This is a genomic window from Kribbella sp. NPDC004875, from assembly GCF_042873375.1.
Classification (GTDB): domain Bacteria; phylum Actinomycetota; class Actinomycetes; order Propionibacteriales; family Kribbellaceae; genus Kribbella.
In genome coordinates this window covers 393559-417850 of the sequence record NZ_JBIALI010000005.1, presented here as the reverse complement: position 1 = coordinate 417850, position 24292 = coordinate 393559, and the positions used below count along the sequence as shown (strand labels likewise).

The 24292-nt window shown below is 69.2% G+C and carries 24 protein-coding genes and 1 pseudogene; 7 read left to right on the top strand and 18 right to left on the bottom strand.

Annotated elements, in window-relative coordinates; genetic code table 11:
• The first annotated feature begins 77 nt into the window (after nucleotides 1-77).
• Complete coding sequence (locus ACFYRH_RS28505; RefSeq protein WP_387781787.1) at nucleotides 78-1076, top strand: LacI family DNA-binding transcriptional regulator; 999 nt, start codon at nucleotides 78-80, stop codon at nucleotides 1074-1076.
• Here the strand turns inward: ACFYRH_RS28505 and ACFYRH_RS28500 are convergent.
• The 5 genes from ACFYRH_RS28500 to ACFYRH_RS28480 all read right to left on the bottom strand — a co-directional run bounded on the left by ACFYRH_RS28500 (nucleotide 1049) and on the right by ACFYRH_RS28480 (nucleotide 5670).
• Nucleotides 1049-1912 carry an NAD-dependent epimerase/dehydratase family protein gene (locus ACFYRH_RS28500; protein WP_387781785.1) on the bottom strand — a complete coding sequence of 288 codons (864 nt, stop codon included), beginning with the start codon at nucleotides 1910-1912 and terminating at the stop codon, nucleotides 1049-1051. The two genes, ACFYRH_RS28505 and ACFYRH_RS28500, sit on opposite strands and share 28 nt — an antisense overlap.
• Nucleotides 1909-2793 (bottom strand): carbohydrate ABC transporter permease, encoded by an 885-nt coding sequence (locus tag ACFYRH_RS28495; RefSeq protein WP_387781783.1) that lies wholly within the window; start codon nucleotides 2791-2793, stop codon nucleotides 1909-1911. The genes ACFYRH_RS28500 and ACFYRH_RS28495 overlap by 4 nt, the downstream gene beginning before the upstream one ends.
• Entirely contained in the window at nucleotides 2790-3686 is an 897-nt protein-coding gene (locus ACFYRH_RS28490) for a carbohydrate ABC transporter permease (protein ID WP_387781781.1), read from the bottom strand. Before ACFYRH_RS28490 ends, ACFYRH_RS28495 begins: the two co-directional genes overlap by 4 nt.
• Nucleotides 3667-5040, bottom strand: a complete 1374-nt coding sequence (locus ACFYRH_RS28485; protein WP_387781779.1) for an extracellular solute-binding protein — start codon at nucleotides 5038-5040, stop codon at nucleotides 3667-3669. Before ACFYRH_RS28485 ends, ACFYRH_RS28490 begins: the two co-directional genes overlap by 20 nt.
• 99 nt (nucleotides 5041-5139) lie before the next feature.
• Nucleotides 5140-5670, bottom strand: coding sequence for an ABATE domain-containing protein (locus ACFYRH_RS28480; protein ID WP_387781777.1), 531 nt, complete (start codon nucleotides 5668-5670; stop codon nucleotides 5140-5142).
• Between the two features lie 70 nt (nucleotides 5671-5740).
• On the opposite strand from ACFYRH_RS28480, the gene ACFYRH_RS28475 reads away from it, so the two are divergent.
• Nucleotides 5741-6913 (top strand): MFS transporter, encoded by a 1173-nt coding sequence (locus ACFYRH_RS28475; protein ID WP_387781775.1) that lies wholly within the window; start codon nucleotides 5741-5743, stop codon nucleotides 6911-6913.
• Nucleotides 6914-7058: 145 nt separating this feature from the next.
• Here the strand turns inward: ACFYRH_RS28475 and ACFYRH_RS28470 are convergent, their stop codons facing one another.
• Nucleotides 7059-7940: an SIS domain-containing protein gene (locus tag ACFYRH_RS28470; protein ID WP_387781773.1), complete on the bottom strand. Its 882-nt coding sequence runs from the start codon at nucleotides 7938-7940 to the stop codon at nucleotides 7059-7061.
• Nucleotides 7941-8041: 101 nt separating this feature from the next.
• Here ACFYRH_RS28470 and ACFYRH_RS28465 point away from each other — a divergent pair, with 101 nt between their 5' ends.
• Together ACFYRH_RS28465 and ACFYRH_RS28460 are read left to right on the top strand one after the other, a co-directional pair.
• Nucleotides 8042-8824, top strand: a complete 783-nt coding sequence (locus tag ACFYRH_RS28465) for a DeoR/GlpR family DNA-binding transcription regulator (RefSeq protein ID WP_387781771.1) — start codon at nucleotides 8042-8044, stop codon at nucleotides 8822-8824.
• 166 nt (nucleotides 8825-8990) lie between these two features.
• Entirely contained in the window at nucleotides 8991-9680 is a 690-nt protein-coding gene (locus ACFYRH_RS28460) for an O-methyltransferase (RefSeq protein WP_387781769.1), read from the top strand.
• Between the two features lie 60 nt (nucleotides 9681-9740).
• On the opposite strand, the gene ACFYRH_RS28455 is transcribed toward ACFYRH_RS28460, so the two are convergent.
• The 9 genes and pseudogenes from ACFYRH_RS28455 to glgC all read right to left on the bottom strand — a co-directional run.
• Nucleotides 9741-9971 carry a hypothetical protein gene (locus ACFYRH_RS28455; RefSeq protein WP_387781767.1) on the bottom strand — a complete coding sequence of 77 codons (231 nt, stop codon included), beginning with the start codon at nucleotides 9969-9971 and terminating at the stop codon, nucleotides 9741-9743.
• 68 nt (nucleotides 9972-10039) lie between these two features.
• The gene (locus tag ACFYRH_RS28450) at nucleotides 10040-10762 is read right to left on the bottom strand and encodes an alpha/beta hydrolase family protein (protein WP_387781766.1); all 723 of its coding nucleotides are present in this window, start codon (nucleotides 10760-10762) and stop codon (nucleotides 10040-10042) included.
• Nucleotides 10759-11754, bottom strand: coding sequence for an amidohydrolase family protein (locus ACFYRH_RS28445; protein ID WP_387781764.1), 996 nt, complete (start codon nucleotides 11752-11754; stop codon nucleotides 10759-10761). The genes ACFYRH_RS28450 and ACFYRH_RS28445 overlap by 4 nt, the downstream gene beginning before the upstream one ends.
• Nucleotides 11751-12266: a 3-hydroxyanthranilate 3,4-dioxygenase gene (locus tag ACFYRH_RS28440; protein ID WP_387781762.1), complete on the bottom strand. Its 516-nt coding sequence runs from the start codon at nucleotides 12264-12266 to the stop codon at nucleotides 11751-11753. Before ACFYRH_RS28440 ends, ACFYRH_RS28445 begins: the two co-directional genes overlap by 4 nt.
• A 10-nt stretch (nucleotides 12267-12276) precedes the next feature.
• The gene (locus tag ACFYRH_RS28435; protein WP_387781760.1) at nucleotides 12277-12678 is read right to left on the bottom strand and encodes a RidA family protein; all 402 of its coding nucleotides are present in this window, start codon (nucleotides 12676-12678) and stop codon (nucleotides 12277-12279) included.
• Nucleotides 12675-14177, bottom strand: coding sequence for a 2-hydroxymuconic semialdehyde dehydrogenase (locus ACFYRH_RS28430; protein ID WP_387781758.1), 1503 nt, complete (start codon nucleotides 14175-14177; stop codon nucleotides 12675-12677). Before ACFYRH_RS28430 ends, ACFYRH_RS28435 begins: the two co-directional genes overlap by 4 nt.
• 238 nt (nucleotides 14178-14415) lie before the next feature.
• The gene (locus tag ACFYRH_RS28425; protein ID WP_387781756.1) at nucleotides 14416-15720 is read right to left on the bottom strand and encodes an FAD-dependent oxidoreductase; all 1305 of its coding nucleotides are present in this window, start codon (nucleotides 15718-15720) and stop codon (nucleotides 14416-14418) included.
• Complete coding sequence (kynU, locus tag ACFYRH_RS28420) at nucleotides 15717-16970, bottom strand: kynureninase (RefSeq protein ID WP_387781754.1); 1254 nt, start codon at nucleotides 16968-16970, stop codon at nucleotides 15717-15719. Before kynU ends, ACFYRH_RS28425 begins: the two co-directional genes overlap by 4 nt.
• Nucleotides 16971-17050: 80 nt before the next feature.
• Nucleotides 17051-18259: pseudogene (glgC, locus tag ACFYRH_RS28415) on the bottom strand (glucose-1-phosphate adenylyltransferase); the annotation flags it as partial.
• Nucleotides 18260-18419: 160 nt separating this feature from the next.
• Between glgC and ACFYRH_RS28410 the strand changes: the two are divergent.
• From ACFYRH_RS28410 to ACFYRH_RS28400, 3 genes are all read left to right on the top strand, one after another.
• Nucleotides 18420-18965, top strand: coding sequence for a GNAT family N-acetyltransferase (locus ACFYRH_RS28410; protein ID WP_387781752.1), 546 nt, complete (start codon nucleotides 18420-18422; stop codon nucleotides 18963-18965).
• A 19-nt stretch (nucleotides 18966-18984) separates the two neighbouring features.
• Nucleotides 18985-20142 carry a glycogen synthase gene (gene glgA / locus ACFYRH_RS28405; protein ID WP_387781750.1) on the top strand — a complete coding sequence of 386 codons (1158 nt, stop codon included), beginning with the start codon at nucleotides 18985-18987 and terminating at the stop codon, nucleotides 20140-20142.
• Between the two features lie 69 nt (nucleotides 20143-20211).
• On the top strand, nucleotides 20212-21462 hold the full coding sequence (locus tag ACFYRH_RS28400; protein ID WP_387781748.1) for a hypothetical protein: 1251 nt from the start codon (nucleotides 20212-20214) through the stop codon (nucleotides 21460-21462).
• Here the strand turns inward: ACFYRH_RS28400 and ACFYRH_RS28395 are convergent.
• The 3 genes from ACFYRH_RS28395 to ACFYRH_RS28385 form a co-directional block, all read right to left on the bottom strand.
• On the bottom strand, nucleotides 21434-22333 hold the full coding sequence (locus ACFYRH_RS28395; RefSeq protein ID WP_387781746.1) for a helix-turn-helix domain-containing protein: 900 nt from the start codon (nucleotides 22331-22333) through the stop codon (nucleotides 21434-21436). The two genes, ACFYRH_RS28400 and ACFYRH_RS28395, sit on opposite strands and share 29 nt — an antisense overlap.
• A 76-nt stretch (nucleotides 22334-22409) precedes the next feature.
• Nucleotides 22410-23933, bottom strand: coding sequence for a leucyl aminopeptidase family protein (locus ACFYRH_RS28390; protein WP_387781744.1), 1524 nt, complete (start codon nucleotides 23931-23933; stop codon nucleotides 22410-22412).
• Between the two features lie 127 nt (nucleotides 23934-24060).
• On the bottom strand, nucleotides 24061-24228 hold the full coding sequence (locus ACFYRH_RS28385; RefSeq protein WP_012923066.1) for a DUF3117 domain-containing protein: 168 nt from the start codon (nucleotides 24226-24228) through the stop codon (nucleotides 24061-24063).
• Between the last annotated feature and the right edge of the window lie 64 nt (nucleotides 24229-24292).

Below are 24292 nucleotides of genomic sequence, written 5' to 3'. Positions count from 1 at the left end.
GAAAGCGGTTTCGCAGATCACACCTTGATACGCCCCGTGCTCGCTGTCAACGGCTCGCGACTCATTACGATGTGTGTATGGCCGACCAGGTGATCACGCTGTCCGATGTGGCTGCCGCGGCCGGGGTGTCGCTGTCGACGGCCTCCAAGGCCCTCAACGGCACGGACCGGATCTCGGAAGCCACCCGGGAGCACGTGCGGGTGACGGCGGACCGGCTCGGCTTCCGTCACAACGCCCTGGCCCGGTCGTTCGCCCGCGGCCGCAGCCAGACGATCGGCGTCCTCACGCACCGCGCGTCGAACCCGTTCACCCGTGTGGTGCTCGCCACCGCGGCCACCGAGCTGGGCGCGAAGGAGCAGGCCGTCCTGCTGTACGACGCGCGGATGGACGAGCAGCACGACGTGACCGAGAGCATCCTGCAGCTCCGTGCCCGCCGGATCGACGGCGTGATCGTGATCGGCACCAGTACGTCGTTCCGGACGCCGTCGCTGACCAGCCGGTTCGACGTCCCGGTGATCAACGCGTTCACGGTGCCGGCGGATCCGCAGGACACCACGATCACCGCCGACGACTACGCGATCGGGCGGCTCGCGATCAGCCACCTGCTGACCAACGGCCGGCGCAAGATCGCGCACCTGACCGCGGAGCGGCACGACATGGCCGCGCAACGCCGGGCCGAGGGCGCCGCCGAGCTGCTCCTCGAGGCCGGGCTCACGTGGGCGGCACCGGTCCGGTTCGGGCGCTGGCGCGAGGAGTGGGGCGAGCAGGCCGCGACCGAGCTGTTGGCCGAGGTGCCCGACCTGGACGCGATCTTCTGCGGCAGCGACGCGATCGGCCGTGGTGTGGAGCGAGCCGTCCGCGCCGCCGGCCGGCAGGTGCCCGGCGACATCGCGCTGATCGGCGTCGACAACTGGGAGAGCCTGATGCACGACCAGCGCGGGACGCGGCACCTGACCACGATCGACGTCGGCCTGGAGGAGATCGGCCGCCGGGTCGCGAACCGGCTGCTCGAGGGCGACCTCGAGCCCGGCGTCGAGTACGTCGAACCTCAGGTCGTCATCGCCGACACCGCCTGATCGTGGATCGAGTACCGCGGCCGGAAGCCCAGCAGCTGCTGTGCCCGCGTGGTGTCGACCAGGGAGGCGCGTCCCTCGACCGGTCGCCGCAGCGGCACATCCGGCGCGTACTCGCGCAGTAGCTCGTCCGTCTTCCGGTCGATCAGGATGTCGTCGGCCGCGAGCCCGACGACATGTGCCCCTGGCGCCGTCGACTCCAGCGCCGCGATGATCGCCCGTACGCCGTCCCGGAGGTCCAGGTAAGCCCAGCCCTCGCGAGCCATCGTCTTCGGGTCGCTCTCGGCCCGGGCAGCGAACCTGAGCAGGTCCGCACGGTCCTTCACCAGCGGAAAGCGCAATGCGATCACGTCGGTCCCCCACCGGCGCCACGCCATCCGCGCACTCTGTTCGTCCACGCTCTTGGACAAGGAGTACGCATCGGCGATGTCCGCCTCCACCTCCTCGTCCAGCGGGTAGTACGCCGGCTCGACCTCGTTCACGTTCATCGGCACGCCGAACGCGTTGATACTGCTCGCGATCACGACACGACCGATCCCCCGCTGCCCGGCCTGCGCCAGCACGTTGAACGTCGCCGCGACGTTGTTCTCGAACACCTCCTCCGGCGTCCCCAGACTGGGGTGCGGAATCGCCGCCAGGTGCAGTACGGCGTCCACGTCGGCGAGGGCGGTCGACACATCGTCCGCCGACCGCGCATCGCCGACCAGTGAGCGGTCCGCCGTACTGGCGTGGTCGTAGCGAAGGGACAGACCGGTGACGACGTACCCGGCGGCTTGCAGACCGTCGACGGCGGCCCGGCCGATGGAACCGTCCGCACCGGTGACCAGAACCCGTCTCACGCCTTGATGCCCCCAGACAGGCCCACTCCACGCAGAAATGCTCGCTGGAAGACCAGGAACAGCAGCACCGGGATCAGCAGGGCCAGGAACAGACCCGCCAACTGGATGTTGAGCTCCGTCACCTTGGCGATCTTGGGCAACGCCACCGAGACCGGCTGGAGATCCGGATTCGTCAGCACCAGCAGGGGCCACAGGTAGTCCTTCCACGAAGAGATGATGCTGAGCAGCACGACCACACCGAGGATCGGCCGCGACAGTGGGAGCACGAGCGACGTGAACACCCGGATCGAGCCGGCGCCGTCGATGCGGGCCGCTTCGAAGTACTCACGAGGGATGCTGTCGAAGAACCGCTTCACGATCAGCACGTTGAACGCACTGGCCGCCGGCGGCAGCCAGACCGCCCAGAACGTGTTGGTCAGGTTGGCGTGCACCACCGGCACCTTGAGCACGGTCAGGTACAGCGGGACGAGCGAGACGATGTGCGGGACGAACAGCGTGGCCAGGATCGCCGCGGACAGCAGTGCGCCCCACCGCGGGCGGAGCACACTCAGTACGTAGCCGGCCGTCGTACAGACGATCAACGACGCGAGCGCCGTACCCGCGGCGATCATGGCGGTGTTGCCCAGGTAGTAGCCGATGTGGCCCTGCTGCCAGGCGGTGGCGAGGTTCTGCCACTGCACCTCGCCGGAGGGGAACCAGCCGAGTGGCGAGCGGATGCTGTCCTGTGTCGGCGAGATCGCTGCCTTGAGCAACCAAAGCAACGGACCGAGGCCCGCGACGAGCAGTCCGATCAGTACGACGACCTGTCCGATCACGAACGGTACTTTGACGTGGGTGAGCCGCCGGTCCGCATCGGACAGCGCACTCCGCTCCCCGCTCACTCGGTGCTCCAACCACGCGTCGCGAGCTGGAACACGGCCGACAGTACGGCGAGAGCCAGCGCCAGCAGGACGCTCAGCGCAGTGGCGGCACCGTAGTCGCCATTGACGAAGGCGTAGTTGTAGATCAGCAACAGAATCGTCATCGTCGACCCCTGTGGTCCACCGCCCGTGAAGAGCAGTGGCTCGGTGAACAGCTGCATCGTCCCGATCACCTGCAGGAGCAGCATCAGCAGGAGCACACCACGCAGGTGCGGCAACATGACGTGCCAAACCCGCCGTACGACGCCTGCGCCGTCCAGCTCGGCCGCTTCGTAGAGGTCCGCTCGGACGGACGTCAGTGCAGCGAGGTAGATGATCACCGCGTTACCGGCACCCGCCCACGTCGCCTCCAGCACGATCGACGGCATCGCCGACGACGGACTGTCCAGCCACGGGAACGGACCGAGCCCCACGGCGCCGAGGATCGTGTTGAACATCCCGCTCGCCGACGGGTCGTAGAAGAACCGCCAGAGCAGGATGGCCACCACTGGCGGCGTGATCACGGGCAGGTACGCCAGCGTGGTGTACAGCCACGACCTGCCGCGCAACTCGGACAGGAACATCGCGAGCAGCACCGGGAGCGGGAAGCCGAACAGCAAGGCCAGCAAGGTGAACCAGACCGTGTTCAGCGCCGCCTGGCCGACGCCGGGGTCGGTCAGCACGTACCGGAAGTTCTCCAGCCCGACCCACTTGACCGGATCGACCAGATTGGTCTGCTGCACGCTCATCACGAGGCCCTTGACGATCGGGCCCCAGGAGAACACCAGGAAGATCAGGAGCACCGGCAGCGCGAACAGCACTGCCGGTACCCCGTTGCGCAGGCGGCGGAGCAACTCAGCGCCCGAGCTTGGCATTCACGGTGCCGGCGGCCTTGGTCAGCAGCGCCGGGATGTCGGCTTTCTCGTTGCCCAGTACGGACTGCACCACCGGGTCGAGCGCGGCGTACACCTCCTGAGCCTTCACCGGCGGCTCAGGGATGATCTTCTGGTCCGCGACCACCTTCGTGTACGGCGTGAAGTTCTCCAGCGGCACGTTGACGTACGGCTTGATCCAGCCCTGGTACGTCGACCACTGGTCCGCCGAGATCACCGGCAGGCCCGGGGTCCCGACCGGCAGTTTCGCCGCCACACCGGCCTTCGCGCTCGTCACCGCGGCGTCCTGGTCGACGTACTTGTTCAGGTAGTTGAACTTGATCCACTTGACCGCTGCCGCCTTCTCGGCGTCGGTCGCGTTCGGGCTGACGATCTGGACGCTGCCACCGCTCAGGGTGCCGTGGTCACCGCCCTGCTGCGGCATCGGGCCGATCCCGAAGGCCGACGACGGCAGGCCGTTCTGCTGCACCAACGTGCGGTAGGCGTCCGGCGCGGCCATGTACATACCGATCTTCCCGGCCGCGAACGCCTTGGAGATCCCGGGGATGTCGTACAGCACCGCCTGGCCCATCGACTTGTCGATCCACTTCATGTCGTGCAGCGACTGCAGCGCGGCCTTCGACGGCGCGTCGTCGAACGTCGCCTTGCTGCCGTCCTCGTTCTCGATCGAACCGCCGAACGCGTAGGTCTGGGTGGTGAACATCCAGCCACCGGTGTTGTTCGTGGTCAGCTGCGCGTAGCCGGCCTGACCGGTCTTCTGGGCGATCTGCTTCGCGTCCGTACGGAGCTCGTCCCAGGTCGCCGGCGGCTTGTCCGGATCCAGACCTGCCTTCTTGAACAGGTCCCGGTTGTAGACCAGACCGACCGAGTACGCCGCCGTCGGCACCGCGAACACGTTGCCGGACTTGTCCTGGGCGATCTTCAGCACGTTCGGGTTGAACTTGTCCATCAGGCCGCTGTCCTTGAGCACCTGCGTCAGGTCGGCGACCTGTTTGCGGGCGATCATGCCCTGCGGCTCGGTGAACGGCACGTTGAGTACGTCGGGCAGCTGCCCGCCGGCCGCCTGGGCCTGGAACGTGGTCGCGTCCCAGATCGTCTCGACCGGATTCAGCTTGATGTCCGGGTTGGCCTTCTGGAAGTCGGCCACGCGCTTGTCGAAGGTGGCCCGGTTGGCCGGGTCGGAACTGCTCGGACGGTCACCGACCGTGATCGTGACCTGCCCTCCGGAACTTGCCCCGGCGCCGGCCTCGCCGCCCGAGGACGGCGCACTGGAGCAGGCGGCCAGCAGAAGCGGCGCGGAAAGCCCTGCAGCACAACGGATTGCAAACCTGTTCATCGGAACTCCTCTGCGGGGATGGCGATCGGCAAGCCGACCGTTCCGCAGAGTAGCGCAAGCGCTTTCGCAAAGACCAGACCTCAAGCGAAACTGGTTTCGCTAATTCCTTCGGGCCCGGTACGACGCGACGCGGGTGCGGCTCGAGCAGCGCGGCGTACAGAACTTCCGCGGCCGGTTCTCCGCCGCGTTGGCGAACACCCGCTCACAGTCCGCGGCGGCACAGACCGCCAGCGCGGCGAACCCGTGGCCGGCCGCGAAACTCGCCAGCCCGAGCGCCGTCGTGGCGGCCAGCCACTCGCCCCACGAAGCCCCCGGCCTCGCCACGTGCAGGTGCCACGGCGTCCCGTCGTGATCCGACAGATACGGCCGTACGGCGTGCCGCTCGAGTACTGCGTTCAGCACGCGTGCCGCCTGACTTGGATCGCCGTGAAACACAGGCCGGAGCCACTCGCGAACCATCCGCACCGCCGCCAGATCGGCCCCGTCGACGTCGACCGGCTCGGGCTCGCCGTGGTCGAGCAGGAACGCGCGCAGGTCGGCCGGGGTATTGAGCTGCTCCGGCTCGAAGGTTCGCGTGTTGACCAGGTCGACGGCCAGCCGGATCTGCCGGTCCGGGGACTGAATTTCCACTGGACTCCTCCCGTAACGCCTTTGTTAGCGTAACGCGTAACAGTGCAGTTGGCGTTACAGGAGGCTTGGCGTGCCCAGTTATTACCTCGCGGCGACGCTGGCCCGGTTCGCCGACGAGATGGTGGCGTTCACGCTCGTTCTGCTGGTCCTCGACCGCACCGGCAGCGCGGCGCTCGCGGGTATCACCGGCGCGGCGTACGCGTTCCCCGCGATCATCACCGGCCCGCTCCTCGGCGCCTGGCTCGATCGGACGCCCCGCCGCCGCAGTGCCCTCGCCCTCAACCAGGCGACGCTCGGTGTGGTCATGCTGAGCCTGCTGGCCCTCGTCGGTCACAGCGCGCACTGGGTGACGCCGGCGCTCGCAGCGGTCGCCGGCGCGACGTTGCCGATGGTGAGTGGCGGGTTCACCAGCATGCTGCCGAGTCTGTTCCGCCCGGAGCGACTGGCCCGGGCGAACGCCTTCGAGTCCGTCAGCTTCAGCGCCGCGGCGATCGCCGGTCCTGCCACGGCAGCCACTGTCGCCGCGGCCTTCTCGGTCGATGCGGCCGTCATGGTGATCGTGGTCGCGGCAACGCTCAGCATCCTCGCGATCAGCCGGCTCCCCGCGCTGCCACCCGTCGGCGCCTCCGGCGAACCGTTCCTGGCGTCCGTGATCGGCGGTCTCCGCCACCTCGCCCGCACGCCGCGACTGCGCGCCTCGACTGTCACGACCACGCTGCTGATGGGCTTCACCGGCATCCTGCTGATCGCCCTGCCACTGCACATGGCGTCACTCGGTATGCCGAAGTCCGCCGCCGGCTACCTCTGGACAGCTGTCGAACTCGGCAGCGTCACGACGGCGTTGGTGATCCGGCCCCGTTGGCGCCCCGAGCACGTGGCGATGCTGTCGGTCGCGGCCTACGGTCTCGTCCTGACCACGTGGCCGCTCGCGCCGTCGTTCGCCGTAATGCTGGTACTCGCGGTGGTCGCCGGGTGCGCGGAAGGACCGACGCTCCCGGCGATGTTCGCGGCACGCCAGCAGTACAGCCCCGGATCCCTCCAAGGCCGAGTCAGCACCACTGCCGCCAGCCTCCGCGTCGGCACCTCAGCCCTAGGCCAAGCCACCGCCGGCGTCCTGGTCCCGGCGGTGGGCACTCGCACCACCCTCGTCATCGTCGGCCTCGGTCTGCTCGCCTCCGCCGCCTCCGCCGCCTCCGCCGCCATCGGCCGCTGCACCACCCTGACGCCCCATTTGAGGCGTTAACCACCGTCGTTGCCCCTTCACCCCCGGGATGCGCGGGGCGAAGGGGCACGCACAAGGGTGAACCTCTTAAATGCCAGGCGGTCAGGCGGACAGGCGGTCAGGCCTTCAGGCGGCCAGGCGGACAGGCGGACAGGCGGTCAGGCCTTCAGTCGTCGAGGATGACCGAGCGGGACAGGCTGCGCGGCTGGTCCGGATTGAGGCCGAGCGCGAGGGACTTCGCGACGGCCACGCGCTGGGCGACGACCAGGGACGCCATCGGGTCGAGATCGTGGTGGACGATCGTCGCGCCGGTGGCGGTGACGTCGTCGACCAGGCCCGCCGGCGGCTGACCGAAGATCCACACGCCGCGACCCGGCTGCGCGATCGCGATCGGGCCATGCCGGTAGTCCATCGCCGGGTACGCCTCGGTCCACGCGGACGCCGCCTCGCGCTGCTTGAGCGCGGCCTCGTGCGCCAGACCGACGGTCCACCGCGTGCCGACGTACGTGACCTGCTCGAGCTTGGCGAGTTCGTCGACGTCGATGGTCAGTGCGGTCTGAGCGTCCGCAGCGGCCTGCGTCAGGTCCTCACCGAGCGACGCCCGCAGCAGCGCCAGCGTGGTGGTCGCGAACCGGGTCTGCACCACGGACTGCTCGTCGGCGAACTCCAGCAGGATGGTCTGGTCGGCCAGTTCGACGATCGGCGAGTCCGCGGTGGCGGTGATCGCGATCGTCGGCAGGTCGGTCGCCCGGATCAGGTCCAGTACCTCGGTCGTCGTACCGGAGCGGCTGATCACGAGCACCGCGTCGTACGAGCGGCCGGCCGGGAACTCCGAGCCGGCGAACGCGTCGGTCTCGCCCTGGCCGAGGTCCTCGCGCAGCGCGGCGTACGCCATCGCCATGAACCAGGAGGTACCGCAACCGACCACGGCGACCCGCTGACCGGCCTTCGGAAGTGCACCACTGTATTGCGCGAAACCGTCCGAGACCTGGCGCCAGAGCGCTGGCTGAGTGGCGATCTCACTGCTCACGAATGGCGTCTGGGTCATGTCGTCTCCGCACTTGTCATGGTCGAAACTGCTCGAACGTGATCGAATGGTGCCAACCAGCCGCCACCCGGCTGACCGATTGTGTGAAGGAGGAGCCCCGGGTGAAGCGTTATGAACGCCTCAACACCTTGCTCGAGTCGCTCGCCGAGAAGGGCGCCATCGACGTCGACGAGCTCGCCGAGCAGTTGCATGTGTCCGCGGCCACGATCAGGCGCGACCTGGACCATCTCGGCAAGCAGCAGCTCCTCACCAGGACCCGCGGCGGCGCGGTCGCCAACGCGGTGTCGTACGACCTGCCGCTGCGCTACAAGACTGCGCGTTTCGCGTCCGAGAAGCAGCGGATCGCGCAGGCGGCGGCCACGCTGGTACGCCGCGGCATGGTGATCGGGATGAACGGCGGTACGACGATCTCCGAGGTGGCGCGCACGCTCGCGACCCGGCCGGAGCTGTCCGCGGAGCATGGCGAGCCGGCCTTCACGCTCGTCACCAACGCGCTGAACATCGCCAACGAGCTGATCGTCCGGCCGCACGTGAAGATGGTGCTGACCGGCGGTGTGGCGCGGCCGCAGTCCTACGAGATGATCGGCCCGCTGTCGCACCGGATCCTGTCCGACCTGTCGCTCGACATCGCGTTCATCGGTGTCGACGGGATCGACGACACCGGAGCCACCGCCCACCACGAGGGCGAGGCGAACATCAACCAGCTGATCGTCAGCCGGGCCGCGAAGGTGGTCGTGGTGGCGGACTCCTCCAAGCTCGGGCAGCGCGCCTTCGCCCGGATCTGCGAGCTCAGCGAGATCGACACGCTCGTCACCGACGCCCAGGCCGACGAGTCCCAGCTGACGGTCTTCCGCGAAGCCGGTATCGACGTCATCCGCGCCTGACCCCCCAACTTCCCCAAAAGGCACCGCACACCTCCCTCACCGGGTGAGTCATGTCTTATGAAGACGATCATATCTGATTGCGTCAAGGTCGTTATGAGCAAGAGTGCGCAGTCTCCGCGCGTGCAGCACGGAAAGCGGACTTCCAACCGCTAGGCTTCGGTTCAGCATGGGTACCGCAGCCGCAGAACACTCCGCCGACCACTGGGAGGACGCCATCGCCACCGGCATCGACCCGACGTCCTGGGCGTACGCCGAGGACTACACCGGCGAGGACGAAGTCGTCACCGGTGCGCGGGCGAGCGCCGCGGACAGCGGTGTCGCCCCGATCGGCCCCGGCACGGCCGCTGCGCTGAGCCTGCTGGCCGCCGGCGCCGGCGCCAAGGCGGTCGTCGAGATCGGCACCGGGACCGGCGTCTCCGGCCTCGCGCTGCTGCGCGGCATGCGCGCCGACGGCACGCTCACCACCGTCGACATCGACGCGGAGAACCAGCGCCTGGCCCGCAAGACGTTCCTCGACGCGGGCGTCGCGTCGAACCGGTTCCGCCTGATCGCGGGTGCCGGGCTGGACGTGGTCACCCGGCTCACCGACGGTCACTACGACCTGGTGTTCTGCGACGCCGACCGGCGCGAGAACACGGCGTACCTGCATGAGGCGCTGCGGCTACTGCGCCCCGGCGGCGTCGTCGCCTTCGCCGGCATCCTCACCGGCGGCCGCGTCGCCGACCCGGCCCGCCGCGACGCCGACACGATGGCCCTGCGCGACCTGGTCCGCGCCGTCCGCGAGGACGACGACCTGGTCTCCGCCCTCCTCCCCACCTCCGAAGGCCTCCTCACCGCCGCCAAGCGCCTCAACTAACGGCGACGGACAGCGGCGCGCGCCGCAGGAATCCCCGCGGCGCGCGTACGACACGTTCGCTCAGTCGTAAGTGACGTACAGGTCGAAGCCGCCGAGGTCGAACGGCCTGCACTCGAAGGTCTGCGCCTTGGGGCTGGTCTGCAGGATCAGATTGCCCTGCCTGACACAGTCACCACCGACGGTGAAGTGCCCCCGCCATTGCACCGACTCCGTCGTCGCCGCTTGCGCACCGGCCACCGGCACCGCCGCGACGGCGAGGCCGAGCGTGACCGCGGTCAGGAACTTTCGCATGCCTTATCTCCCCAGATAGTGGACTAGACCCTACAGAGCGTAATGGGAAACAAGGTCAAACGATTGTCTTAGCTGGTGAGGCGGGTCAGTTCGGTGGTTACTACGTGCCAGGGGTCGGTCAGCGGGTCGATCAGTTCGTAGTGGCCGCAGTGGTCGACGCGGTGGAAGTGCGCTGTGGGGTGGGCGCTGAAGTACGACTCGGTGACGCTGATCGGGACGACGGTGTCGTTGACGCCGTGAATGAGCGTTACCGGGGCGATGGAGGCCGGCAGGTGCGCCGGGTCGAGGTCGTTGCGTACGCCGCCGCCGATGAAGGCCTGCACGGCGCCGTCGCCCAGACGCCGCTGGTCAGCCATCAAAAGGTCGGCTACCGGAGCCAACGCGACCACACCGCGCAGCCGGACTGGGTTGAGCGTGGACGCGGCCCACAACGCGAGCTGACCGCCGGCGGAGTGGCCCATCAGCACATAGCCCGCGTGGACGTCCACGAGATCCGGTAGCGCGTCGAGCGCCGTACGGATGTCAGTCGTGGTCGCATCGGGGTCGCCGGGCTCGCGGCGGTACTCCAGCGACAGCACGGGCCACCCCAGGTCCGACAGGGCCGCACCGAGTGAGCGGGCGTGCATCCGATCGGTCTTCGGTCGCCAGAAGCCGCCGTGGATGAACACGATCGCCGGCCGGTACTCCCTGGCGTGCCAATGGTCGATCACCTGGTCCGCGTGGTCGCCGTACCGCAGCTCCTGATCAGGTTCCGGCGCCTTGCGCGACAGTACCGACCGGTCCTCACTCATCCAGACCTCCCGAGATAGCGCAGGGCGTTCGCCGTCAGCAGCTTGTGCTGCTGCTCCGCGGTCAGGAAGCCGGCCTTCCGTACCACCTCCCCGACCGGCCGCTCGCCCAGTGGATAGGGATAGTCACTGCCGACCAGAACACGGTCTGTTCCCAAGGTATCGACAAGTAGCCGCAAAGGCGCTGATTCGAACACCACCGTGTCGACCAGGATCCGGTCCAGGTACGTCGTGGGTGGATGCCGCGAGCAACCGCGGACGATGTCGCCGCGCCGGTGCCAGGCGTTCTCCAGCCGTCCCAGCCAGAACGCGAAACTCCCGCCTCCGTGAGCGAAACAGATCCGCAGGTACGGCGGCAACTGGTCGAACGCCCCGCCGAGAATCATCGCCAGCAGCGACAAATGCGTCTCGGCCGGCATCCCGGTCAGCCAGCGCGCCATCCACCGGTCCAGCCGCGGACCGCCCGGCATGTCCCACGGATGCACCAGCACCGGCGTACCGGTCTCCGCGCAATGCTTGAGGAAGGCAACGATCCCGGCGTCGTCCAGGTCCTTGTCGCCGACGTGGTTCCCGATCTCGACCCCGGCGTGGCCGGCCGCGCGGCACCGGTCCAGCTCGGCGCACGCGAGGTCCGGATCCTGCAACGGCACCTGGCAGAACGGGACGAACCGGTCGTCACCGGCCAGCGTCTCGAGGGTCAGGTCGTTGAAGATCCGCGCGAGTTTGACGGCTTGGCCGGCGGGCCGCTCGTACCCGAAGAACACCGGCGTCGGCGACACCACCTGCAGATCGATGCCGTCGGCATCCATATCGGCACGCCGAACGGCCGGATCCCAAGCCTGCGGTCCGATCGGGCGGAATTCCGTCGCGCCGATCATGATCATCGCGGCCCGCTCGGAGTCGATCCGCAGCCACGGCCAGCCGTCGCCGCCACAGGCCGCCGCGAGATCCGGCCAGCCCTTCGGGACCAGGTGGGTGTGTACGTCGACCGTCATTTACCCGGGTGCACCGTGCCGCAGTTCGGGCAGGTGCGCGCGTCCTCGCTCTCGTAGAACGCGGTGAACACCGGCGGCAGGTCCGCGACGATGTCGGTGACCTGCAGTTCGACCTCGTGGACGATCCCGTTGCAGTTGGCGCAGTACCAGCGGAACTTCTCCAGGACGCCGGGTTCCCGGACGCGCTCGATCACCAGGCCGATCGACTCCGGTCCACGTTGCGGGGAGTGCGGCATGTTGCGCGGCAGCACCCACATCTCGCCGCCGTTCACGGTGACGGTCGCGGGACCGTCGTCCGTCATGACGTTGACCCGCAGTTCGCCCGAGATCTGGTAGAAGAACTCCTCGTACGGGTCGACGTGGAAGTCGGTGCGCTGGTTCGGCCCGCCGACCACCATCGTGATGAAGTCGTCCCCGGTCGGGAACATCTGCTTGTTGCCGACCGGCGGCTTCAGCAGGTGCTTGTTCTCCTCGATCCACTGCGGGAAGTTCGTCGACTCGAGATTGACCATCACTGTCTCCTTACGGGATCGCCGCGATACCGGATATTTCGATCAGCAGCTGGGGGTGTGGCAGCTGATGTACTGCGACAGTCGTCCGGGCCGGCCCGTTCTCGCCGAAGAACTCGCCGTACACCTCGTTGTACCCGCCGAAGTCGTTCATCGACACCAGGTACGTCGTGACGCTGACCAGATCGTCGAGCCCGGCCCCGACCGCGGCGAGCACGTCCCGGAGGTTCTCCAGCACCGCCCGCGTCTGCACCCGGATGTCCAGCTCCACCGTCCCGAGCGAATCCACCGAAGCTCCCGCGATCGAGTTGTCCGCCCGCCGGCTCGACGTCCCCGACACGAACGCGAACCCACCGGACACCTTCACATGCGGATACCGCCCCCGCGGCGCCGCCTTCCCGGGCACGACGGTCATGACAGCTCCACGCAGACGTTGGTCGGGTCGGTGTAGAAGTCGAGGGAGTGGCGGCCGCCTTCGCGGCCTATTCCGGAGAGTTTGGTGCCGCCGAACGGGGTGCGGAGGTCGCGGAGGAACCAGGTGTTGACCCAGCAGAGGCCGACGTCGAGGGCGGCGCCGGCTCGGTGGGCGCGGCCGACGTCGCGGGTCCACACGGTCGCCGCCAGGCCGTAGTCGCTGTCGTTGGCAAGCGCGTAGGCCTCGTCCTCGGTGTCGAACGGGGCGATGTGGCAGATCGGGCCGAAGATCTCCTCGCGGTTCGTGCGGGCGTCGGCGGGGAGTCCGGTGACGACTGTTGGTTGCACATAGCAACCGCCGTCGCGGGCGTCGCCGAAGGACGGTACGCCGCCCCCGGTCAGTACCTCGGCGCCTTCGGTTCGCGCGAGGTCGTAGTACGACAGGACCTTGTCGCGGTGCTGTGTCGAGATCAGTGGCATGTTCATCGTCGACTCGTCGGCGGGCCAGCCGTAGATGAGCTCGGAGGCACGCTGTGCCAGCCGAGAGCAGAACTCGTCGAACACAGGCCGCTGCACGTAGAGGCGTTCGGTGCACAGGCAGACCTGGCCGCCGTTGGTGAAGACGGAGCGCACCGAGCCCTCGACCGCGTCGTCCAGCGCGGCGTCGGCGAAGATCAGGCCCGCGTTCTTACCACCGAGCTCGAAGGACACCGCCTTCACCCGGTCGGCGGCCACCTTCGCGATCGCCGTACCGGTCGCCGACTCGCCGGTGAAGGTGATCGCGTCCACGCCGGGATGCCGGGTCAGGTACTCCCCCGCCGACGACGGCCCGAAACCGTGTACCAGGTTGAAGACACCGTCCGGTACGCCGGCCTCGGCCATCACCTCGGCGAGGACGGTCGCCGACGACGGTGTCTCCTCGGACGGTTTCACCACCACCGCGTTGCCACAGGCAAGCGCCGGCGCGACCTTCCAGGTGAGCAGCAGCAGCGGCAGGTTCCACGGTACGACGATCGCGACGACCCCGACGGGTTTCCGTACGGCGTAGTTCAGCGCCCGGCGCCCATCGGGCAGCACGGTCGTGTACGACTCGGTCGGCACCGTGGTGGCGAAGTCCGCGAACGCGCGGAAGTTCGCCGCGCCGCGCGGGATGTCCAGCGTGCGCGCCTGACTGATCGACTTCCCGGTGTCACCGACCTCGGCCGCCACCAGGTCCTCGAACCGCCGCTCGAGCCCGTCCGCGACCCGGCGCAGTACGACGGCCCGCTCCTGCTCGCTCATCCGCCCCCAGGGTCCGCGCAACGCCGACCGGGCAGCCGCCACCGCCGCGTCCACGGTCGCCTCGTCGGCCTCACAGACGTCGAAGATCTGCTCGCCGGTCACCGGCGACACCTTCGCGAACCGCGCGGCGCTGTCGACAAACGCCCCGTCGACGAAGTGCCGCAGCAACCCGACGGAGGCAGGTTGCCCCGTCAGCAGCTCAGGCACCCACAAACTCACCCGCCCCACCTTCCCCGGCTCAGCACCACACGCGCGGTTATCCCCTGCTGTTGGGGGTTCTCTGCTGGTATACGCGTGCAGAACCCCCAACACGAAGGGTTATCCCCTCGCGTGGCGACGGGCTGACGCGCGGGGTTATCCCCTCGCGCGACGGCGGGCTGACGCGCGGGGTTGTCCCCTCGCGCGACGGCGGGCAGGCGCGCGGGGGTAGCCGCTCGCGTGGTGGGGCGTGGGCTGGTCATCCGCGGATCCGTCGACGGGCGATGCCGAGCAGGCTCACCGCCACAGCAACCACGCCCGCGCCGAGCAGCTGGTGCTGGCGGCGGACGCGGCGTTGGACCTCGGCGTACGGTGTGGTGGAGAACGACACCAGTTCGTAGCGGGACACGTAGCGGCCGGGCAGCGCTCGCTCGAGTGCGTGCTCCACCTGTTTCTGCAGCCGGAAGACGGGGGACGCGACCTTGTCCCGCATCTCGACGAAGTTGGCCAGCGCCATCTCGGCGATCGCCTCCGTGTTCTCCCGGCGGCGTGTCTCGAACAGCGGCAGCGCTCGCGCCCACGATCCGCCGGTGTCGTCCAGGCAGCGGTCCAGCTCGACGACGTCCTCGAAGGCACAGTTCGCGCCCTGGCCGTAGAACGGCACGATCGCGTGCGCGGCATCGCCGAGCAGTGCCGTCCGCCCGTGGGCCTGCCAGGGCAAGGTGTGCACCGTCCCGAGCACGCCGACCGGATTGTTCAGGTAGTCGTCGACGAGATTAGGTGCCAGCGGCAACAGATCGGGGTAGTTCTCCCGGAAGTGGTCCTCGATCCCGGCGGCCGTGGTGAGCGCGTCGAACGAGCCGGCCGGCCAGAACAGTGTGCAGGTGAACGAGTGGTCCGGATTCGGGAGGGCGATCATCATCGACGTACCGCGGGGCCAGATGTGCAACGCACCGGGGTCGAGCGCGAAGTCACCGTCGGCGGCGGCCGGGATCGACAGTTCCTTGTAGCCGTAGTCGAGGAAGTCCACGTGTTCCGCGACGATGCCCTCGGCAAGCAATTGCTCGCGGACCGCGGACCCGGCGCCATCGGCCCCGAGGACGATGTCCGCGGTGACCGACACCTTGCCGGACGGCGTCGCGAACACCATCCGACCGGCCTGCGAGTCGAGTTCCACCAGGCGGTGCTCGAACTCCACGGCAACGCCTGGAGCGGCCGACGCCGCGGACAGCAGCGCGTTGTTCAAGGCGCCGCGGCTGATCGAGTTGATGGCGCGCTCACCCGAGGCGGAGTACGCCTGGAAGTCCAGTGGCCCCGCCACCGGGTGGATCATCCGGCCCTTCATCGGCAGCGCGTCCGCCATCACCTCGTCGACCAGATCGATCCGCCGGAGCGCGTCCAGGCCGCGTTCGGAGATCGCGAGGTTGATCGACCGGCCACGCTCGGCCTGTCCGAGCCGCGGGTCGGGCCGGCGCTCGTACAACGTCACCGACAACCCACGTCGCGCCAGGAAACAGGCGAGCAGCGAACCGGTCAGCCCCGCACCGACAATCGCGACCTTCATGCCATCACCTCGGCCAACGCCGTCGCGGCCCGCCAGCAGTCGTGGTACTTCGAGTACAACGGCGCCGGCGCCAGACGCAGTACGTCGGGCTCCCGCGCGTCCGCGATCACGCCGTACCCGAAGCGCAGTCGCCGCGACAACTCACCCGCACGCAGGCCGCGCACCCGCAGCGACAACTGGGCGCCACGCCGCGTGGGATCGGTCGGCGTGATCACCGGGAAGGGCCCGGACGCCAGCAGTCTCTCCAGGTACGCCGTCAACCGCACGCTCCGCTCCCGCAGTACCTCGATGCCGATCTTGTCGAAGATGTCCAGCGACGTGCGGACCGGGCTCATCGCGAAGATCGGCGGGTTCGACACCTGCCACGCGTCCGCGGTCGCCGGCGGTCGCACCTCAGGCCGCATCTCGAACCGCGTCGCGGCGTCCGTGCTCCACCAGCCCTCGAACCGCGGCAGGTCGCCGCCGAGATGCCGCTCGTGGACGAAGGCGCCGGCGATCGCTCCCGGGCCGGAGTTCAGGTACTTGTACGAGCACCACGCGGCGAAGTCCACGTCCCAGTCGTGCAACGCCAACGGCACGTTCCCGGCCGCGTGCGCGAGGTCCCACCCGACCGTCGCACCAGCCGCGTGACCGGCCTTGGTGATCGTGGGGATGTCCATCAACTCACCGGTCAGGTAGTTCACCCCACCGAGCAGGACGAGCGCGACATCGCCACCGAGCTGCTCCACGACATCCGCCGTCCGCAGGCTGTCCTCCCCCGGCCGCGGACGCAACCGGATCACCGCGTCCTCCGCGTCGTACCCGTGGAACCGGACCTGCGACCGCACGGCGTAACTGTCCGAAGGGAATGCCGAGTCCTCGATGACGATCCGGTGCCGGGACCGCGTCGGGCGGTAGAACGACACCATCAGCAGATGCAGGTTGACCGTCAGGGTGTTCATCACGACGGTCTCGCTCGGCAGCGCCCCGACCAGGCGGGCCGCCGGTCCGGTCAGCGACTCGTGGTACGGCAGCCACGGCCGCTCCGCGTCGAGATGGCCCTCGACCCCGAGTGCCGCCCACGCGTCCAGGTCCGCGAGCAGTTCGTCCCGGGTCGCCTTCGGGCGCAGGCCGAGCGAGTTGCCGGCGAAGTACGCCACCTCGGGATAGCTGCCGCCCTGCGCCGGCGGTACGTCGAACAGGTCGCGGTGCCCCGGGTCGGCTTTGTCGAGTTCCAGGGCTCCTTGCTCGGACAGAGCCTCGGTCGTCACGCCCCGTTGACCTCGTCGGAGACAGAGCCGGAAACTGGGCCGGAAACTGGGCCGGAGTCCTTCACCGGGTCGATCGGCTGGCCCTTGCCGAGCACGGTCACGCCGCCCTTGGACACGGTGAAGCCGCGCTCCCGGTCGTGGTCGGCGTCGACACCGATCTCGACGCCGTCCGGGACCACCACGTTCTTGTCCAGGATGACGTTCTTCAGGACGGCGTTCTTGCCGATCTTGCAGTTGTCCATGATCACCGCGCGCTCGATCCGGGCGCCGGCGCTGACGATCACGTTCGACCCGATCACCGAGTGGTCCACGGTCGCACCGGACACGATCGAGCCCTGGCAGACGATCGACTCGCCGACGGTCGCGTTGTCGGTGAACTTCGCGCCCGGCAGCTGCGGGTGCGAGGTGAAGATCGGCCAGTCCGAGTTGTACAGGTTGAACACCGGCTGGATCGACACCAGGTCCATGTGCGCCTCGTGGTACGAGTCCAGCGACCCGACGTCGCGCCAGTACGAGCGGTCGCGGTCCAGCGCGCCGGGCAGGTCGTTGTCCTTGAAGTCGTAGACGCCGGCCTTGCCGTCGGCAACGAGCATCGGGACGATGTCGCCGCCCATGTCGTGCCGGGAGGCCGGGTTCGCGGCGTCCCGGCGGAGCGCGTCGACCAGGACGTCGCGGGTGAACACGTAGTTGCCCATCGACGCGAACGTCTCGTCCGGGGAGTCCGGCAGCCCCGGCGGGTCGGCCGGCTTCTCCAGGAACTCCTCGATGGTGTGCCCGTCGGCGGCGGTCTTGATCACGCCGAACTCGGTCGCCTCCACCCGCGGTACCCGGATGCCGGCCACGGTCACGCCACTGCCGCGCTCGATATGCGCGGCGACCATCTGCGACGCGTCCATCCGGTACACGTGATCGGCGCCGAAGACCACGATGTACTCCGGGTCGGCGTCGTTGATCAGGTTCATCGACTGGTAGATCGCGTCCGCGCTGCCCTGGTACCACTGCGGACCGAGCCGCTGCTGGGCCGGCACGCAGGTCACGTAGTTGCCGAGGAACGTCGACATCCGCCAGGTCAGCGTGACGTGCCGGTCGAGCGAGTGCGACTTGTACTGCGTGAGCACGCAGAGGTTCCGGTAACCGGCATTGACCAGGTTGGACAGCACGAAGTCGATCAGGCGATAACTGCCGCCGAACGGCACGGCCGGTTTGGCCCGGTCGGCCGTCAGCGGCATCAACCGCTTGCCCTCGCCACCGGCCAGCACGATTCCGAGAACTCTGGGCGCCTTTGCCATGTCCGCACCTTAGGCCATGTGCACCCCTCATGTGCAGTGCGAGCGTGTGCCGCGAGGTGCCCACCGAGTGCACGATCGCGCTGTGCAGGAGGGGTGCACATGGCCTTGGCTCTGACGACCCCAGGACATAAGCGCTTGCGAGTGTCGCGACACTGGGAAGATGCCGATGCTCGTCGTTCCGACCACTGCCGTTCACCGGTCGTTCCTCGCCGCCTGGGACGAGCTGGGACCGAATTTCGAGCGCTGGATGGGAGCCCGCACGATCACCGGCGACGAGGAGGAGTGGTCCCGTCGGCAGGCCGCGGACCCGGCCGAGTTCGCGCGGCTGGTGGCGGCGATCCGGACCGAGGCGGACCCGGAGACCGAGTTGCTGCCCGGCCTCGTGCACCAGACCGTGCTGTGGTTCGTGGACGGCGTCGAGTTCCTCGGCCGGCTCTCGATCCGCCACGACCTGAATCCGGCGCTCCTCGAGGTCGGCGGACACATCGGGTACTGCGTCCGTCCGTCGGCGCGCCGCCGCGGTCACGCGACCCAGATGCTGGTCCAGTCGCTTCCGATCGCGGGCAGTCTCGGAATCGACCCCGCACTCGTCACCTGCGACGTGGTCAACGTCGGATCCCGCAAGGTGATCGAGGCGGCCGGCGGCGAATTGGAAGACGAACGCCACGGAAAGCTCCGCTTCTGGGTACCGACAGCTGTGGATTGATGGCTTATCGTCGGGCGGTATGAAGGTCGCGATTCTCACGCGTGAGTTCCCTCCGGACGTGTACGGCGGCGCGGGGGTGCACGTGGACTTCCTGGTCCGCGAGCTGCGCCGGCTGATCGACGTGGACGTGCACTGCATGGGCGAGCCCCGGCAGGGCGCGACCGCGCACTCCGAGGACGACCCACGGATGCCGGCCGCGAACGCGGCGCTGCGCATCCTGTCCACCGACCTGACCATGACCGCCGCGGTCGGCGACTCCCAGCTCGTGCACTCGCACACCTGGTACGCGAACATGGCCGGCCACTGGGCCAAGCTGCTGTACGACGTCCCGCACGTGGTCACCGCCCACTCGCTGGAGCCGCGCCGCCCGTGGAAGGCCGAGCAGCTCGGCGGCGGCTACCGGCTGTCGAGCTGGGCCGAGCGGACGGCGTACGAGGCGGCGGACGCGGTGGTCGCGGTGAGTCGCGGGATGCGTACCGACGTCCTCGAGTGCTACCCGTCGATCGACCCGGCCAAGGTGCACGTGATCTCGAACGGGATCGACGCGGACTTCTACCGCCCGGATCCGTCGACACACGTGCTCGAGCGGCTCGGGGTGGACCTCAGTCGCCCGTACGTGACGTTCGTCGGCCGGATCACCCGGCAGAAGGGTGTCCCGCACCTGCTGCGCGCCGGGCTGCTGCTCGATCCTTCGGTGCAGCTCGTGCTGCTCGCGGGGGCCGCCGACACGGTCGACCTGAAGGCCGAGACGGACGCGCTCATCGACGACCTCCGGCAGGCCCGGGACGGCGTGTTCGTGGTCTCCGAGATGCTGCCGCGCGAGGAGGTCCGGCAGGTCCTGACACACGCGCTGGCGTTCTGCTGCCCGTCGGTGTACGAGCCGCTCGGCATCGTGAACCTGGAGGCGATGGCCTGCGAGACCGCCGTCGTGGCGAGCGCGGTCGGCGGCATCCCCGAGGTCGTCGACGACGGGGTGACCGGCACGCTGGTCGCCTACGACGAGAACGACACCGAGACCTTCGAACGCGGCCTCGCCGATGGCATCAACGCGCTGGTCGACGACCCTGCGAAGGCGGCGGCGATGGGCAAGGCGGGCCGCGAGCGCGCCGTCTCCGAGTTCGGCTGGGACGCCGTCGCGAACCGCACCGTCGAGCTGTACAACAGCCTGCTGGGGTAGGAGAAACCCCACCTGGGTGCGGGGCTTCGCACCATTCTGCGCGGCGGCCGGCGGCGGTTGGGTTGAGGTATGACTTCTCGCCTGACGAAAACCGTTGCCGCCGCTCTCGCGACCGCTGCGTTGCTGACGTTCCCGGTGTCCGCGTTCGCGGCCGTGCATCATCCGGCCCATCAGCCGGCACTGTCCGAAGCCGCCGTGTCGAGTGTGCATGCCCCGCGTGGCGCGCTGGTCTCAGCGGTGCCGGTCGCTCACCTGACCGCCGCCCAGCTGGACGCGGCAGCCGCGGACTTCCCTGGTGCGCCGCAGTCGTCGTACGGCGTCACGGCGTACCGCTTGATCTATCGGACGGTGGATCACGACGGGCGGCCGACGACGGCCAGCGGGATCGTGGCGCTGCCGGACGGGCGGCGTGGCGCGCTCACCGTCGCGGAATACCTGCACGGGACGAGTGCGACCAAGGCGGACGCCGCGACCGTCGACGACACGTCGACGGACCGGCTGGTCACCGCACTGTTCGCCGGGCAGGGTCTGGCCGGCGTCGCGCCGGACTACCTGGGGCTGGGATTCGGGCCGGGGCTGCATCCGTACATCGACACGAGGACCGAGACCACGGCCTCGGCCGACCTGCTGCTCGCGGCGCGAACGTTCGCGGCCGAGCACGGCGTCGCGCTCAAGCGGGACGTACTGGTCACCGGGTTCTCCCAGGGTGGGCGCGCGTCGATCGCGTTCGGCCGGGCACTCAGCCGTGGCGAGGCCGGGCCGTTCCGGCTCGGTGAGATCCGCGCCGTCGCGGGACCGTACGACCTGCTCGGCGAGGAGTTCCCGGCGGCGTTCGACGGCCGGGTCCTCCCCCCGACCGCGACGTTCTACCTCGGGTACTTCGTGACCGCGTGGGACCGCACCGTCGGGTTGTACGGCGATCCGCGCGAGGCGTTCCAGGCGCCGTACGCGACGATCGTGGAGGGGCTGTACGACGGCTCGCACTCCTACGAGGAGATCGTCACCGCGCTGCCGGACTCGCCGGAGAAGCTCTTCACGCCGGACTTCCTCGCGAAGCTGCAGCACCCGACCGGGCGGCTGCTGCGCGCGATGCGGGCCGCCGACCAGGTCTGCCGCGACTGGACCCCGCGCGTCCCGGTGCACCTGTACAGCGGGACGAAGGACACCGACGTGGTCGCCGCCAACGCCGACTCGTGCGCGGCCGACCTGCGAGCCCGCGGGGCGGAGGTCAGCGTCCACTCGATGGGAGCTGTCGATCACACCGGGACGGCGTTCGCGGCGTACCCGCAGATCATTCGGGCTTTCGCTCGCTGGGCCTGATGCTGGGCCTGACACTGGGCCTGACACTGGGCTCGGACGCCTCGTCGGGCGCCGCGACGAGGCTGCCGAGCAGGGCCAGCGACTCGGCGGCACGGGTACCCGGGACGGCGTGGAAGACGACCAGGGTCATGTTGTCGGTGCCACCAATCGTCAGCTTGTCCGACCGGAGATCGAGCTCACCGACCTCCGGGTGGGTCAACTGGCTCAGCCGGCCCCGCCGCGGGCGAACCTCGTGCCGCGCCCACAACTGGCGGAAGCGCTCGCTGCGGACCGAGAGATCACCGACCAGCTCCTTCAGCCGTGGGTCGTCGACGTTCGGGCCGAGCTCGGTGCGCAGGATCGCGACACCTTCCTCGGTGAGCTCGTCCCAGTCCCGGCGCAGGTCGCGCTCGCGAGGGTCGAGCAGCAGGGCGGTCAGCATGTTCACCCCGACCGCGTAGTTCGGCGACAGCGCGGAGCAGAGTGGATTGACCGCGAGGATGTCGGTGTACTTGTTCTGCACGTACGCCGGGTTGCTCGGCCAGCCACTGATCAGTTCGACGATGCTCTCCGGCGGCCGTTCGGTACGCGCCCGCGGCCGCACGGTCACGTGTGCGCGTTCCTGCGCCAGCGTGAGGAGGTACTCGGTGGCGTCCGCGTCCAAACGCAGTACCTCGGCGAGCGCTTCGAGGACCTGCACCGACGGGTTCCGGTCGCGTCCCTGCTCGAGGCGGAGGTAGTAGTCCGAGCTGATGCCGGCCAGCATCGCCACCTCTTCGCGGCGCAGCCCGGGCACCCGGCGCAGGCCGATGCTCCGAATCCCGGCCTCCTCCGGCCGCACCTGCTCCCGCCGGGCCCGGAGGTAGTCGCCGAGCGCGTTCGTACTCTCCATACCTCCCACGGTAGACCGCGCCGGGCCTGCGTTCAGCTCGGGTAAGGCCCGTGGGGCTAGTTGCCGTAGGCCCGGGTCAGCCGATACCGGAGGTCGGGGTGTCGGAGGTCAGCCAGGTGGTGAGCAGGCGGGCGCCGGCGCCGGTCGCGCCGACGGAGTACTCGAAGCGGTCGGCGGGTGATTCCGCGATCGACGACAGGTCGAGGTGTGCCCACGGGATGTCGCCGGCGAACGCCTTCAGGAACAGCGCGGCGGTGATCGACCCCGGACCCTTCGAGCTGTTCACCGAGTCGGCGACCGGCGTCGCGATCAGGTCCTCGTACTCGGCCGGCAGCGGCATCCGCCACAGTTCCTCACCCGAGACCCGGCCGGCGTCGGCGAGGTTGTCCGCGAGCGCGTCGTCGGTCGCGAACATCCCGCCGTACAGCATCGCGCCCAGCGAGACCTTGATCGCGCCGGTCAGCGTGGCGATGTCGACCAGGACGTCCGGCTTCAGTTCCCGCACGGCGTACGCGAGGCCGTCGGCCATCACCAGCCGGCCCTCGGCGTCGGTGTTCTTGACCTCGGTGGTCCGGCCGCCGTAGTGCCGGATCACGTCGTCCGGGCGGTACGCCGAACCGGACGGCATGTTCTCCGCCGAGCAGATCAGCCCGGTGACCCGCACCGGCGCGCCGAGCTCACGCAGCGCCGACATGGTGGCGATCACCGAACCGCCGCCGGTCATGTCGCGCTTCATCGACACCATGCCCTCGCGCGGCTTCAGCGACAGGCCGCCGGTGTCGTAGGTGATGCCCTTACCGACCAGGACGACGTACGGCGTCTTCTTCGTCGCACCGTCCGGGACGTAGTCCAGCCGGATGAACCGCGGCGGCTTGGCGGAGCCCTGACCGACCGCGAGGATGCCGCCGAAGCCCTCGGCGGCGAGCTTCTTCTCGTCCCAGACCGTCACCTCGAGCCCGGTCGCGGCGGCCACCTCGGTCGCCCGCGCGGCCATCCAGGACGGGTCCTTCTCGTTCGACGGCGTGATCGCGAGCTGCCGGGCCAGCCACCCGGTCCGCCCGATCACCACGCCGCGGTCGACCACCGGTTGCCGGTCCGCGTCCGACCCGTCGGTCAGCGTCACCCGGCCGACTGCCGGCTTGCCGGCGTCGACCGTCTTCAGCGTGTACGAGAACGAGCCGAGCACGACGCCCTCGGCGAACGCCTGCAGCGCCGCGTCGTCGATGCCCTCGGCAACGACGGTGGTCAGCTCGTCCTTGCCGCGACCGAAGCGCGCGATCGCCGCCCCGGCGTGTCGCAGGTCCTTGGCGCTGCCGTCCCCGGCGCCGACGAGCAGGATCTCGGCGACCTCACCGGACAGCAACGGGTACGCCGCGGTGGCACCGGCGGACGGGCTGAAACCGGCCGTCCGCTGCACCTCGAGCAGCCGGTCGAGGTCGACACCGAGCCGCTCACCGGCCTCCTTCGCGGCAGCCGGCAGACCACTGTCGTCGCCGACGACGAGCACCCAGGCCGGTGCCCCGTGCACCGGCAGACCCGGCTGCCAGGAGACGGCCGGAAGACTGGGAAAGGGAGACGACGAACCGCTGCGGCGTGCCACCTGACGACCTCACTGTTTGATCAAAGAAGAGTTGGACAACCGTAACGACCCCGGCCGGTGCCGGAAAGAGCACCCACCGGGGTCGAGGTGATGAGCAGGGGGCACAAGACACCCCTGGAGGATGTGATCAGCCGACGACGGCCTTCAACGCGTTGCCGAGTTCGGTCGCTTCGTCGGCGTTCAGCTCGACGACGAGCCGGCCGCCGCCCTCGAGCGGGACCCGCATCACGATCCCCCGACCCTCCTTGGTGACCTCGAGCGGACCATCGCCCGTCCGCGGCTTCATCGCCGCCATGCGCGCACCCCTTCCCAGTGTCGGTGTTGAGCGACGACACCGCGCGGTGGACCGTCGCCGGCGC

Coding starts and splice junctions, on each gene's coding strand:
- ACFYRH_RS28435 (WP_387781760.1), bottom strand. CDS start 12,678: ATGACCGTCGTGCCCGGGAAGGCGGCGCCGCGGGGGCGGTATCCGCAT.
- ACFYRH_RS28425 (WP_387781756.1), bottom strand. CDS start 15,720: ATGAAGGTCGCGATTGTCGGTGCGGGGCTGACCGGTTCGCTGCTCGCC.
- glgA (WP_387781750.1), top strand. CDS start 18,985: ATGAAGGTCGCGATTCTCACGCGTGAGTTCCCTCCGGACGTGTACGGC.
- ACFYRH_RS28385 (WP_012923066.1), bottom strand. CDS start 24,228: ATGGCGGCGATGAAGCCGCGGACGGGCGATGGTCCGCTCGAGGTCACC.
- ACFYRH_RS28410 (WP_387781752.1), top strand. CDS start 18,420: ATGCCGATGCTCGTCGTTCCGACCACTGCCGTTCACCGGTCGTTCCTC.
- ACFYRH_RS28470 (WP_387781773.1), bottom strand. CDS start 7,940: ATGACCCAGACGCCATTCGTGAGCAGTGAGATCGCCACTCAGCCAGCG.
- ACFYRH_RS28395 (WP_387781746.1), bottom strand. CDS start 22,333: ATGGAGAGTACGAACGCGCTCGGCGACTACCTCCGGGCCCGGCGGGAG.
- ACFYRH_RS28450 (WP_387781766.1), bottom strand. CDS start 10,762: ATGAGTGAGGACCGGTCGGTACTGTCGCGCAAGGCGCCGGAACCTGAT.
- ACFYRH_RS28445 (WP_387781764.1), bottom strand. CDS start 11,754: ATGACGGTCGACGTACACACCCACCTGGTCCCGAAGGGCTGGCCGGAT.
- ACFYRH_RS28505 (WP_387781787.1), top strand. CDS start 78: ATGGCCGACCAGGTGATCACGCTGTCCGATGTGGCTGCCGCGGCCGGG.
- ACFYRH_RS28400 (WP_387781748.1), top strand. CDS start 20,212: ATGACTTCTCGCCTGACGAAAACCGTTGCCGCCGCTCTCGCGACCGCT.
- ACFYRH_RS28460 (WP_387781769.1), top strand. CDS start 8,991: ATGGGTACCGCAGCCGCAGAACACTCCGCCGACCACTGGGAGGACGCC.
- ACFYRH_RS28440 (WP_387781762.1), bottom strand. CDS start 12,266: ATGGTCAATCTCGAGTCGACGAACTTCCCGCAGTGGATCGAGGAGAAC.
- ACFYRH_RS28485 (WP_387781779.1), bottom strand. CDS start 5,040: ATGAACAGGTTTGCAATCCGTTGTGCTGCAGGGCTTTCCGCGCCGCTT.
- ACFYRH_RS28455 (WP_387781767.1), bottom strand. CDS start 9,971: ATGCGAAAGTTCCTGACCGCGGTCACGCTCGGCCTCGCCGTCGCGGCG.
- ACFYRH_RS28490 (WP_387781781.1), bottom strand. CDS start 3,686: ATGCCAAGCTCGGGCGCTGAGTTGCTCCGCCGCCTGCGCAACGGGGTA.